Consider the following 12,332-nt stretch of genomic DNA (forward strand, 5'->3'; position numbering starts at 1 on the left):
GGCTAGACGTTCTGCTGGGTCAACCGGCGGATCGCTTTGTCGGCAATGTCTTTTCGGCACCACGCCCCCTGCCAGCGGATGCATTTGACGGCCGCGTAGGCCTGGTATTTCGCCCGGGCGATATTCTCGCCGAGGGCCGTCACCCCCAACACCCGGCCGCCCGCCGTCACAATTTCCCCGTCTTTCAGCGCTGTTCCTGCGTGGAAAACCTTGACATCCGGCAAGCGAGCGGCTTCGTCCAGACCGCGGATGGGAAAGCCTTTCTGATAGGAGCCGGGGTATCCCTCGCTGGCCATCACGACGCACACAGCGGGACGTGGATCCCACTCCAGCGATTCAAGCTGGTCGAGCTGCCCATCCACAGCCAGATTAAGGATTTCCAGCAGGTCTGACTTGAGCCGCATCATGAGAGGCTGGCACTCCGGATCGCCAAACCGCACGTTAAATTCCAGGACCCGCGGACCAAGCGGCGTCATCATCAAACCAGCGTAGAGCACCCCGGTGAAAGGCCGGCCGGCCTTCCGCATGGCGTGGACGGTGGGAACGAGAATATTGGCCTCGATCCAGTGTAGGGCCTCGTCGCTCACCACCGGAGCAGGGGAATAGGCCCCCATGCCGCCTGTATTGGGGCCCGTGTCCCCGTCGTATGCAGGCTTGTGGTCCTGGGCCGGCTGAAGCGTGACGATCGTTTTCCCGTCCGTGATCGCCAGGACGCTGGCCTCCTCTCCGTGGAGCCGCTCCTCGATGACCAGTCGGTCGCCTGCCGAGCCGAACGCTTTTTCCTCGGCGATCAGCCGAATGGCCTGAAGGGCCTGCTCGCGATTGTCGCAGACAATCACGCCTTTGCCGGCGGCGAGGCCGTCGGCCTTCACAACCAGCGGCATGTCCTCCTTTTCCATGAGGTACCGCCGGGCAGAGGCCGGGTCCGAAAAAATCTGGAAGTCGGCTGTTGGTACATCAGCCGAACGCAGGAGCTGCTTGCAAAAAACTTTACTGGCCTCTAGTTCCGCGGCGGCCTTGGTGGGGCCGAAAATCCGCAATTTCTCCGCACGGAAGGCATCCACGATCCCCTCGGCGAGCGGGGCTTCTGGTCCAACCACCGTGAGGCCGACCCGGTTGGCCTTGGCAAAGCGGATCAACCCCGCAAAGTCTTTTTCAGAAATGGGAACATTTTCGGCATCCTGGGCTGTACCGGCGTTGCCGGGAGCTACAAACACGCGGTCGGCGAGCGGGCTCTGTTTCAATTTCCAGGCCAGGGCGTGTTCCCGGCCGCCACTTCCAATCACCAAAACGTTCATTGCATCGGACCTTTTCCAAATCGCGTGGCACTTCACCAACTTGCTTTAGACCCTGATTTTAGGTCAGGAGGCGGAGCGTGAGAAGGATTGCCGTTCTTCTGGTTGTTTTCATTCGGTATGGGACCAGATCCAAGGAAGAGCAGTAAACTGCGGGATAGCCGGGATCGATAGAAATGCGAACCTGACAGGCGGGTCCCTCCGACGCGGAGGGGTGTGCTTGTCGTGCCCGGCGAGACCCGTTTTCGAGCAAACTTTTTTAGGTCCGAAGATACACCATACCTATGCGCCCTGTCGGGAGGGAACCGAACGGCCGTCGGTGTGCGTAAAGAGCAGGGGACGAAAAATCGGTCCGTAAATCACAGCCCGAGCTTGGGCGAGCAAGGTAGAAGCGTGAGTCCGCCGGGTGATCCAGGGCGCCTGTCCGTGCGTTCGACTCGCCCGGGGCGATAAGACACAATAGGAGAATTGGAAGGGGACGACTCGCCGATGAAGGTCCAAGCGAAATGTTTCCGGGAGGGCGCCGACTCCCCGCCATGAACGCCAAGGGCTTGTTCGAGTCGCCACCCGGCTTTCCTCGAAAAAAGAACGAGTTTTTTACAGCGGTTTTCGTTGCAGATGGACGCAAAATTTCCGACACATTCATCGCCCTCGAAAACTCTGCCAAGCGGCGATGAATTTCCGCCGTCTGTGCCACCGGCACGCCACGATCCGGAACTTCCGTCGCCGGCACGCCGCGAGTTCTTTGGAAGATTAGCTGGAACCATTGCCGCAGCGGGGGGGTGGAATCGTCTGCTCGTGCGGTTGCTCACGGGGCTCGGGAGTGTGCTTAGCGTTGCGGCAGGGTACGCGGGCGTGAGATTTCTTTGGCCGAGAAACCCACGGAGGCCGGGCGATTGGATCCCCATCGCACCCATCGGTCGAATTGTTCCGGATACCGTGCACACAGCGTGGTTGAATACCCTGGGCGTTTACGTAGTTCGGCAATCCGGCGAGCAGGGAGAACAGATCGTGGTGCTGAAAGCCTCGTGCACCCATCTGGGTTGCATGACGCAATGGGACGCAGGCTTGCGGCAGTTTGTCTGCCCATGTCACGGGAGTGCGTTTGACAAGGAGGGCCAGCGGCTCCGCGGTCCGGCACGGCGCGCTCTGGAACGGTGTGCTGTTAATCTGGCGGACGGAGTCCTCCTGGTGAACACAGGGCTTACTTTCCGCAAGGAAAACGGCGGCTGGGACGATCCAAGAAGTTTCGTGATGCTCGAACACGGTGTGGGTTGAGGGGATCAGGGATGGGTGTGTGGAGTCGAATAAGACAGTCGCGCTTTTACCGGAGTATTTTCCGGGTTCCGCTTCCCCGAACGACCCGGGAAAAAGTCCTCATGATTTTTAACACGTTTGTCCTGCACGTTCATCCGGTGGGGGTGCCCCGGTATGCCGTGCGGCTTCGCTACACATGGTGCATGGGCGGGCTGGCATTTTTTCTTTTTTTGGTGGAGATTGTCACGGGAGTGGCCTTGATGTTCTATTATCGGCCTGTCCCGGAGTATGCCTACGCCGATATTCTCGATCTCCGATATTCCGTCTATTTCGGCATTATGCGCGAGCTCCACCGGTGGGCAGGACACGCGATGGTGGTGGTCGTGATGCTCCACATGCTGCGAGTTTTTTTAACTGGGAGCTATCGCCCTCCACGCGAGTTTAACTGGGTGATAGGTGTCAGTCTTCTTATTCTTACACTTCTGCTTTCTTTTACCGGCTATCTCTTACCGTGGGACCAACTGGCCTACTGGGCGACCACGGTGGGGACGAATATGGTGGCCGCGGCACCGTTTGTCGGGTATGAAGGGCCGGGAAGCGAGCTTCTCACACTGCACGGCGAGCCGCTGATCACACCCACTTCCGACCTGCGTTATTTCTTGCTGGGCAGCGACAGGATCGGCCCCGCGGCTCTCAACAGGTTTTATATCTGGCATTGTGTGGCCCTCCCGCTGGCCATGACGTTTCTCTGCGGACTTCACTTCTGGCGCGTGCGAAAGGATGGTGGCATCAGTGGGCCACTTTGAGCGATTTATGTAGAGAGGATAGAAAAGCTGCAACCCTGATATGCGGCGGACATAAAAACATGGAATTATACACTGCATTACAATTATTACGAGTTGGATGAAAGATCAATCATTAGCCATTCTCTATTTTGGCTCAGTTTTAGTTATCGCTGCTTGGGCGGCCATTCGGCTGGTCGGCCGTGGCGCGCGGAAATCGCAGGCGATCGAGCCGACCGTGTACGCTTTGCTGTTCCTGGCGGGTGGCATTTTTGCGAGCATGGGGCGTGCCTGGGGGCTCCCCAACTGGGCCAAACAGGTGATTGATCACTTCGTTACTCCTCCCGTTTTGACGCTTCTGGTATTTACCGGAGCTTTTGTTTTTCTGAAGGGACTCCAATCGAGATGGACGCCGCGGCTGGCCGTCCACATGGTGATCGGCCTGTGGTTGTGGTTTTTGCTTTCGCTGGAAGACAGGAACTTTGCGGCTTTGGTACTTGCTCCCGATCATGTGGCGGTGCTGCTGTTTATTGCGGCCTCTCTGGCGGGCGTTGTTTACGGATTGGGACTGGCTGCGGAAAATGATCGCCGCAGGCAGCAGAACCAACCAGTGATGGAGGCCGAGCCTTACGAAAGGGAACGCATCTTCGTCTGGCCGGACCTGGTGTACATAGAACTTCTCGCCATGCTGGCAATGTTGGGAGTGTTGCTGGTGTGGTCGTTGCTCATGCCAGCGCCTTTGGAGTCGCCGGCCGATCCGACGTGGACGCCCAATCCCGCCAAGGCACCATGGTATTTTGTGGGGTTGCAGGAACTCCTTGTGTACTTTGATCCGTGGCTGGCGGGTGTCATGATTCCGGTGTTCATTATTCTTGGTCTGTGTTTAATTCCTTATGCGGACACCCGCCCGAAAGAAACGGGATTCTATGGATTCCGCCAGCGGCAGTTCGCGACGAGCGTCTTTCTAAGTGGCTATATCCTATGGACAATTCTGATCGTTATAGGCACGTTCTATCGGGGGCCGGACTGGCAGTTCTATGGTCTCTATGAATCCCGGTCCATTAAAAAACCGAGCGTCCTCGAAACACGTCCGCTTTCTCACGTCATATGGAATGTAAACGTTGGCGCACATGAGGCGAAGAGCATGAATCCGTGGAGGGTTCTCCGCCGGGAAAGCCCTGGCGTGGTCCTGCTGGGAATGCTGTTTGGTGGCGTGCCGCTGATTCTGCGGATGAAATCCATTCGGCAATATGTACCGCAGTGGTCAAGGCCCACGCACTGGACCATGAGTGTGTTGCTGGCGTTTATGATTTTAATTCCTGTGAAGATGTATCTTAATTGGCTCATGGATATCAATTACATACTATGGCTACCAGAGATTGGGATTAACTTATGACAGTGAGTGAGCGAGCCGTGTCTCCATAGTTAATTGATGGCAAGCCAATGGCAAATCCATTAAAGCACCATTATCCCTTGGTTTATTTGCACGTTCTCTGCGTGATCTTTTGCGGAGTATTGCTTGGGCTGGTGGTTTGGGTACTCTATCGAGAACACCATCGTGAGTGGCTGCGATACCAGCGGTTGGGACAAACTGTGGCTGAGGTCGTCCATTCGGAATCGCAGCGGCTCAACCAGCAAGAGGGGAAAAACGAGTGGCTGATCCTTCCGCCGCTATCGACAAGTGGCGAAAAGGAGAGCATCCCTGGGGGAACAGGGCGTTTCAGCCTGGAACTCCGCGAGATTGTCCTCCCGGGGCTGGAGGAGAAGTTCTCGGAAAGAGCAGTCGTACGTCGCGATCGCTGCACAACTTGCCACCTGTTTGTGGATTGGACAACTCAGGAAGGCCCAGCAATATCGGAGCTAAAGGAGGTTTCAAGAGCGGGCGGCTCGGGGAATGGTTTTCCGTGGGCCCAGCCGACCGAGTATCATGCCGCCACCCGTCCCGTGATGGAGAAAGAAAACACGATCACCCTCGCCTTGCCACTTATTCTCAAAGAAAGACATAGTGTGGATGAAATAAAACACAACGAAAAGAGATTCTCAACAATTGCGGAAAAGCTGGGGATCCAATGGATGTCTCTTGGGCTGCTTGGCAGCGCGGAGGCTCGAGTGGCAACGATCAAACGGGGCAGCCCCGCGGAAGTGGCTGGTCTTCGGCCAGGCGATCGAATCGTCGGAGTCGGATCACGGCATGTCGCGTCGCCTCAGGAAGTGGAAGCCGAAGTGGGACGCTGCTTGGAGCTGCTTTCGCGTGATGAAAAGGCATTTTCTAACTCAACAAAATATATTTACTATCCCTCAAACTTTGGCAGCGATAGTACAAAAGTCCCCGCTGTCAGTGTTACCATTCTCCGCGGCCTTGCGGAACCGTTTACCGGACATCCCCACCCGGATTTGTATGTCGCTGAAAACAGTTCGCATCCAGCTTCGCGATTTGGCTGCACGATTTGTCACGGAGGCGTTGGGCTGGCCACGGATGTGGTGGGGGCGGAGCATTTTCAACAGCCGGCTGAAGTTGAAAAAATCCCCGCGTCTTTCGTCGCGTCTATTGATCCCATGCTACCTACTGTGCTCGTCGAAAGCCGATGCTTGCGGTGTCATGAAAGGGTCTTCGACCTTATCGAAACACCTCGAGAGCAGGATTCGGTGGCTTCCCAACTGGTGACAGGCCGCCGACTTGTCGAACGCTACGGATGCTATGCCTGTCACCAGTTCGGCAGTGATGGGGTTGGGACGGAGCGATTGGGGGCCGATTTGCAGCCCCCCGGTCCGGCCACGGAAGTGGCTGAGGAAATCCTTGCCTGGGAGCCGCCGCAAAATGTGGCGACAGCCGCCCGCCAGGTCCTGCAATCGGCCAGTAATTCCACGGGTGTCGAGGCGTTAAAAAAAGAACTGGAGTCCTGGCTTTCCGAGCTGTCCCGGGTCCCGGTCCTATCTCTTGACGAGCGCATCCGCCAACTGGAAATTCGCCGGCTCGCGGGAGTGCTTCGCTCTTCCCAGGCAGGGCCAGGTGGCCTGGGGAAACCCGGCCCCAGTTTGCGGTCTGTGGGCGATCGTCTTGCACGGCAGCAGTTGGAAGCCATCATCGCGGATCCCCAGGGTGTTCTGCCATCGGCAAGGATGCCCCGTTTTTTCGGCGTCAATCCATCCTTCTCCAGTGGCGAGCCTGATCAGGATGGAGTTGCGGCTGCGGAAATAGCCGGCATCGCGGAATACCTTCTGACGCGGACTCGATCGAGTGGGACGCCGACACAGGCCGGTTCTGCCGCCACGACAGGCGCAGAGAACGGCACGCCGAACGATGCAGATTGGGGAAGGATTGTGTTCGAAACTCAGGGCTGCCTGGCCTGTCACACCCATCGAGAATTTCCCGCCGCTTCGGTGGGACCGACTCTCGGACCGGATTTGTCCGACTTAGGGAATCGCTGGACTGGGCCGCGGGCGAGGGAATGGCTGGAGCGCTGGCTGGAGGATCCGCGGTCGCTCAATCCCGATACGCGAATGCCTCGTCCCCAATGGCGTGAAGATTCCTGGCTGTCCATGCTAGTGCCTTCAGAATCGGGAACCGGTGAATCGCCTGGTAGCGAGGATGCGTCCGCGCGCGCCCGGCACTGGACACCCCGGTCTTTGATCCGGGCGCTGGCGAGCTTCCTGTTACAAAAAACAGAACGAGACGTTCACCCTGCCCCGCTGAATGTAGACGAAAAGCAGATCGACGCGGCAGTGACCGCTTATCTGGCGGAAGAATTCGGCCTCCCGCGGGCCCGGTTGTACAGTCAGCATGGTATTTCCGGAAAGGAATTCGAGCGGCTCAGTCCCGGATTGGCCGTGGAATTGGCTGATTTGGTGACGCCTCTATCGCGTGAGAAAAAGCTGCGTTATTTGGGACGTAAGGCCATTGCTCGATACGGCTGCTACGCGTGTCACAGTATTTCTGGGTTTGAGGGGCAATCGCCAATTGGTCCGGATCTCTCCACATTTGCCCGAAAGCCCTTGGCACTCCTGGACTTCGGTCATAGCGAGCAATTTCTGCGGCAGACGGCAGCCGGGAGCGCTCTCTATCGCGAGGCGAGCTTTCGGCCCGAACTGGCGGCACTGTTGGGGACCCGTCGCCGGGAAGGCTGGTTGTGGCTGAAACTGACGCAACCCCGGGTTTTCGATTACGGGCTGACCTTCCAAAGCCCGCTCCACCGTCTGCGGATGCCCCGGTTTCCCCTCACGCGTGACGAGCGCTGGGCCATTATGACATTCGTGCTCGGATTGGACGGATTTCAGACGCCCCCGGAGTATTCCCCCTATCAGGATCGGCGAAGGGCGGCCCTCGCCGTCGGCAGGATGGTCATCGAACGTCACGGTTGCGACCGGTGCCACATGCTGCATCCGGAAAGGTGGACTTTGCGCTATCTTACGGAAGAACCGCCTGAGCCGCCGATTGCTCCGCAGCCGGAATTGCAAGTTCAAGCACAAAACACCGTGGGCTTCAATCAAGCGGGACGAGAGCCAGTTTCATCGCCTGTCTCCGTGTTCAGTTTTGCCGTGGTCGTGGGGCGTGCGCAGCGTGATATGACAGGCCGGCTTCTGGAAGATATCGATGACTGCGATAATCCGCTCTACTTTTTTGAACCGTGGCGACCTGTGCGAATTGGGAATTACATTTGGCCTGTGGGCCAGGCCGCCCTCCCGATCGCAAAACCGCAAATCGTTGGCATCAGACCGCAGGAGGGAGGCGAATGGGCTGCCCAGCTCTATGGTCGGCTGGCGGAGTACGTGCAGCGACTGGTGCTCAACGTGGGGCCTTCCGAGTTATGGGGGGCCGTCCCGCCGCCGCTCTGTTATGAAGGGGTGGCCGTTCAGGAAGCGTGGCTACGGGAGTTCCTCCACACGCCGGTTTCCATTCGCCCGGCTGTCCCCCTGGCGATGCCCATGTACAACTTGAATCCCCAGGAGATCGACCGTCTGGTGGGGTATTTTCAGGCTTTGCACTCTGCGGCACCGGCAGCAGAGGACTGGGGAAGGGCACGCCAGCCGCAATCCTCGGCGCAGGACCAGGCGCGGTTCCATCAACTCGAATTGGCGGAGAAACTGGTCCACGACACGAAAACGTACTGTGGTAAGTGTCATCGCCTTGCTGCTGCGGACCCGGCAAAACTCGCCATGCCAAACGAAGCCCCCGCCCTCGATGAGGTGTATCGCCGATTCCAGGTAACTTACCTCAGCGAGTGGGTGAAGAATCCCCGGGCCATCCTCCCGTACACCGCTATGCCGATCAACTTTCCGCCTGGCGGAGAACCACTTGACCGAAGTGTCTTCGATGCGTCCGCCGACCAGCAGCGCCAGGCTGTGGTGGAGCTCCTTCAGAGCTACGATCGGTATTTGCGGCAAAAACGTATTGCTTCACCGGATGGTTCGGGCAAAGGGACCGTTGACTCGCCGCCGTGACGGGTGCTGGCCGAAGTCAGAAACAACCAGCATTTGGCCTGAAAGCCCCTGGGACCATAGAATGGGAAGATACCATCCGGCCTACGGCAGAACCGCAACGGGGGCAGCGACGTTGTTCCTCGATAATGGACCTCGACCAGCGGGTTTTACTGTTTGAAATTTCTCGGCGGGAGATTGTCAGAACCGAGGACCTGTGGATGGCACATGCTTCCGGACAGGCAGCGCGAAGGGTTCGGCGAAGGTCGCAGCGGAACGGTGAAAGGCGATGCCATGAGGAGTGAATCGCGGCGAACAGCGGCAAAACGTACCGTCGATGCGCGGAAGTTGATTTCCCGGTCGAGATATCGGCGAGAATTCCTGAAAAAGCTAGCGGCCCTGGGTACGCTCTTAAGCGTTCCACGACCCCTCGTTTCTTCCCTTGTGCTGAGCGAGGAAGGCGGGCAACTGGGGGAGTTGACCGGAAGATTCATCTACGTGGGAACACCCCCGGAACGAAAGAAACTCAAAGTCGATAAAGACGTGGACTGTTGCGGCAAGTACGACATCCGGGACGAATCGCTGTTGGTCGGGCCAGACGGTGAGCTGGCCAACGTTTATGTATATCTGCGCAGCCGTGGCGTTCCTGTGCCTCCCGGACTGGCAGAAAAGTTTCCCAAACGCGTCACTTTGGATAATCGGGACTGCATTTTCAAACCGCATTGTTTGGCAATTTGGTATACAGTTCAGGAATTCTATATTGTCAATTCCGATCCAATCGCGCAAAACGTAGCGTTCACCCCGTTGGGAGACCTGCCGGCGAACATCATTCTGGCCCCAGCCCCTGGCGAAAAGACCGACGCCACGTGGCGATTTCACCGCACCCAAACAGAGCCCGTCCACATCGTGTGCAATTATCATCCCTGGGAAAGTGCCTATATTCTTCCCCGCGACAACCCCTATTTTGCCATCAGCGGAAGCGACGGAACATTTCGCATTCCGTACCTTCCACCGGGCGAATGGGAATTTCAGCTTTGGCAGGAACGTGTCCGGCAGCTGGAATTACCCGGCTATCCGCGGGGGCGCTTCACGGTGACGGTCAAGCCCGGCCTGAACGACCTGGGAACAATTCGCGTCAGCCCCGCATCGCTCAAGGTAACCTGACCTGTCCTGCGTGGACTAACTAATTGCGTGAATTTGTTAACTTCTACGACATGAGATTGGCACGACATGTTCTAACCTTATTCAATATGATGTTCGTTGACCCCGCAGTACCTCAGACCATAGCACCGCATCGCACAGCGGCGATTGACCGGAAGCCCGGTGCCGTCGTGGTGTTACTTATAGTATTACTGAGCTTGGCGGGCTGTGGTAAGTCGCGACCCGTGGAGTTCCGCTTAAATACCGAGGGGCGTGATCCTGCCTCTATCTCACCCGCCCAGCGCGAGGCGATTGTCGGCATGCTCACGGATCTTTTCGGAACGCCTGATGATCCGCGTGTTCCACCGGGTGTCAATCTCGATTTGGAGCTTCTGCGGCGTGCTGCGGGACCAACCCGTCGCGATTTCAGTGGCGTGGAACGAGGACTCTATCGCAAGCATTGTGCCGTGTGTCACGGAATTTCTGGAGACGGAGCAGGGCCGATCGCGGCAATGCTCAATCCCTATCCCCGCGACTACCGCTATGGCGTTTTCAAGTACACATCCACTGTGCTGGGGGCCAAGCCTACTCGTCAGGACCTCGAGCGGACCATCCGCCGTGGAATTCCTGGGACGGGAATGCCATCGTTTGCTCCTCTTCCCGATGAAGATATTCAGGCACTTATTGAATATGTCCAGTATCTTTCTATCCGCGGAGAAACTGAGCTCTACCTGCTGCGATTGGTTGTGGATGAGAACGAATTGCTCCCGCTCAGCAAGCAAAGTGTCATCGATGAAGGGGTGCTCCCGGTGGCCGAAGCATGGGAAGCACCCGAAAAAGATCCTGAGCATTGGGTGGTCCGGCCACAACGGCCTCAGCTCGACGAGGCTCAGCTCAAGGCGGCTATTGAGCGCGGAAAGCTCGTTTATCAGGAGCCACGCTCCCAGTGCGTCAAGTGCCATGGCCCGGAGGGTCGCGGCGATGGTGAACAGACCGATCTGTACGACGATTGGAACAAACCGAAAAAGGGTGTCACCGAGGAGCAAACGCGGCAACTGTCACGCTGGTTTTCTCTGCCGTTGCAGCAACTGAAGCCTCGCAATTTTCAGGAGGGGATTTTCCACGGAGGTGGCCGTCCCGAGGATATCTATCTCAGAATCTATGTAGGAATCAAAGGCACGCCGATGCCTGCCATGGGGCCGTCCCCCGGACAGCCCGGCATTCTTACGCCCGAAGAAATCTGGGACCTTACCTTCTATGTTCTTTCTTTAGCGCGAAAGAATGACATTAAAAAATAGACCCCCATCGTGAAAATAAATTTGGATAGTTGTATGGAGCGTGGTGGTTCGGGTGACAGAGCGACTGAAAGAGGAACTCGCTGGGCCCACCGGCTGGCCTGGGTCTTGTGGGCTGTTACCTTTCCGCTGATCTGGATGGGCGGATTCGTCACCACATACGACGCCGGTATGGCGGTTCCCGACTGGCCAAATACCTACGGATATAACCTTTTCCTCTATCCCATAGAAAGCTGGCTGAAAACCTGGGATATCTTCCTGGAACACAGTCATCGTCTGATTGCCTCCGCGGCCGGGTTTGTGTCCATCGCGCTGATGGTTGCGCTGTGGAGGACGGGCTCCGCACGCTTCCGGCGACTGGGTGTCGTGGTCTTCATCCTGGTGTGCATGCAGGGAGTAATAGGGGGCCTCCGGGTGCTGGGACAGGAGCTTCTTCTGGCAAATCTGCACGGATGTATCGCGCCACTTTTTTTCGGCCTTGTCACGGGAGTGGTGGTCATCACGGGGCGTGCGATCGTAGGGTCAGATCAAGCGATACGGTACGCCCAACAGTCACTTTTTCGTAGTGTGGCAGGGTGGCGATTCGTCCTCGTGGCGACTATATATACCCAGATCGTCGTTGGTGCCCAACTCCGCCACCTTCCTCCCACTCTGTCGCCAGGTTGGGCATTTTTGTGGACGATTGTTCATTTAATCGTGGCCGGTCTTATTGGTGTGTTCCTTGGCATCGTATGGTGGCGCGAATGTCGTGAGCACCCCTCCCAGTTATTCTGGCTGAAGATTTTAAGTGGAATTTACGCAATACAGCTTACGCTTGGCTTATTCACATGGGTGGTCAATTATAATTTCCCCATCTGGTTTCTCGATTATTTTCTCGCTATTTCCTATACCGTCGTGAAAGGAGGAGCGGCACAGGCTCTCGTCACAACAGCACACACCGCGACGGGATCCCTGTTGCTGGCCGCCGGAGTGGCCAGCTGGCTGACAGCCGCCATGAATCCAGGCTCGCAGAACCTGCGAATGCATCAACCGGCGTGAGATCACAATCGAGGCAGACTTGGGTGACAATGAGTTTGTCGAATGTGAGAGATAATACAATGAGTAAAAAGAGCCAATCACACTTCATACAGGTAACACATCCACAATAA

8 protein-coding genes are annotated in these 12,332 nt (G+C 57.2%); 7 read left to right on the plus strand and 1 reads right to left on the minus strand.

The window, feature by feature from the left end; genetic code table 11:
• Window positions 1–2: 2 nt before the first annotated feature.
• Window positions 3–1,298 carry a phosphoribosylamine--glycine ligase gene (gene purD, locus THTE_RS04300; RefSeq protein ID WP_095414273.1) on the minus strand — a complete coding sequence of 432 codons (1,296 nt, stop codon included), beginning with the start codon at window positions 1,296–1,298 and terminating at the stop codon, window positions 3–5.
• A gap of 615 nt (window positions 1,299–1,913) precedes the next feature.
• On the opposite strand from purD, the gene THTE_RS04305 reads away from it, so the two are divergent.
• The 7 genes from THTE_RS04305 to THTE_RS04335 all read left to right on the plus strand — a co-directional run bounded on the left by THTE_RS04305 (window position 1,914) and on the right by THTE_RS04335 (window position 12,222).
• Window positions 1,914–2,573 carry a QcrA and Rieske domain-containing protein gene (locus THTE_RS04305; protein ID WP_095414274.1) on the plus strand — a complete coding sequence of 220 codons (660 nt, stop codon included), beginning with the start codon at window positions 1,914–1,916 and terminating at the stop codon, window positions 2,571–2,573.
• Between the two features lie 11 nt (window positions 2,574–2,584).
• A complete protein-coding gene (locus THTE_RS04310) occupies window positions 2,585–3,358 on the plus strand; it encodes a cytochrome b N-terminal domain-containing protein (RefSeq protein WP_095414275.1) in 774 nt (257 codons plus the stop codon).
• Between the two features lie 97 nt (window positions 3,359–3,455).
• Window positions 3,456–4,730 carry a cytochrome b family protein gene (locus tag THTE_RS04315; RefSeq protein ID WP_095414276.1) on the plus strand — a complete coding sequence of 425 codons (1,275 nt, stop codon included), beginning with the start codon at window positions 3,456–3,458 and terminating at the stop codon, window positions 4,728–4,730.
• Between the two features lie 47 nt (window positions 4,731–4,777).
• Window positions 4,778–8,773 carry a PDZ domain-containing protein gene (locus tag THTE_RS04320; RefSeq protein WP_095414277.1) on the plus strand — a complete coding sequence of 1,332 codons (3,996 nt, stop codon included), beginning with the start codon at window positions 4,778–4,780 and terminating at the stop codon, window positions 8,771–8,773.
• Between the two features lie 204 nt (window positions 8,774–8,977).
• A complete protein-coding gene (locus tag THTE_RS04325; RefSeq protein WP_095414278.1) occupies window positions 8,978–9,913 on the plus strand; it encodes a hypothetical protein in 936 nt (311 codons plus the stop codon).
• Between the two features lie 170 nt (window positions 9,914–10,083).
• Window positions 10,084–11,187 carry a c-type cytochrome gene (locus THTE_RS04330; RefSeq protein ID WP_168175785.1) on the plus strand — a complete coding sequence of 368 codons (1,104 nt, stop codon included), beginning with the start codon at window positions 10,084–10,086 and terminating at the stop codon, window positions 11,185–11,187.
• Between the two features lie 33 nt (window positions 11,188–11,220).
• The gene (locus tag THTE_RS04335) at window positions 11,221–12,222 is read left to right on the plus strand and encodes a COX15/CtaA family protein (RefSeq protein WP_095414280.1); all 1,002 of its coding nucleotides are present in this window, start codon (window positions 11,221–11,223) and stop codon (window positions 12,220–12,222) included.
• Window positions 12,223–12,332 lie beyond the last annotated feature (110 nt).

It is taken from the genome of Thermogutta terrifontis (genome assembly GCF_002277955.1).
Lineage (GTDB): Bacteria > Planctomycetota > Planctomycetia > Pirellulales > Thermoguttaceae > Thermogutta > Thermogutta terrifontis.

Bases quoted from the DNA above. Each gene is read 5' to 3' on its own strand.
- purD (WP_095414273.1), bottom strand. From the start codon at position 1,298: ATGAACGTTTTGGTGATTGGAAGTGGCGGCCGGGAACACGCCCTGGCC.
- THTE_RS04305 (WP_095414274.1), top strand. From the start codon at position 1,914: ATGGACGCAAAATTTCCGACACATTCATCGCCCTCGAAAACTCTGCCA.
- THTE_RS04310 (WP_095414275.1), top strand. From the start codon at position 2,585: ATGGGTGTGTGGAGTCGAATAAGACAGTCGCGCTTTTACCGGAGTATT.
- THTE_RS04315 (WP_095414276.1), top strand. From the start codon at position 3,456: ATGAAAGATCAATCATTAGCCATTCTCTATTTTGGCTCAGTTTTAGTT.
- THTE_RS04320 (WP_095414277.1), top strand. From the start codon at position 4,778: ATGGCAAATCCATTAAAGCACCATTATCCCTTGGTTTATTTGCACGTT.
- THTE_RS04325 (WP_095414278.1), top strand. From the start codon at position 8,978: ATGCTTCCGGACAGGCAGCGCGAAGGGTTCGGCGAAGGTCGCAGCGGA.
- THTE_RS04335 (WP_095414280.1), top strand. From the start codon at position 11,221: ATGGAGCGTGGTGGTTCGGGTGACAGAGCGACTGAAAGAGGAACTCGC.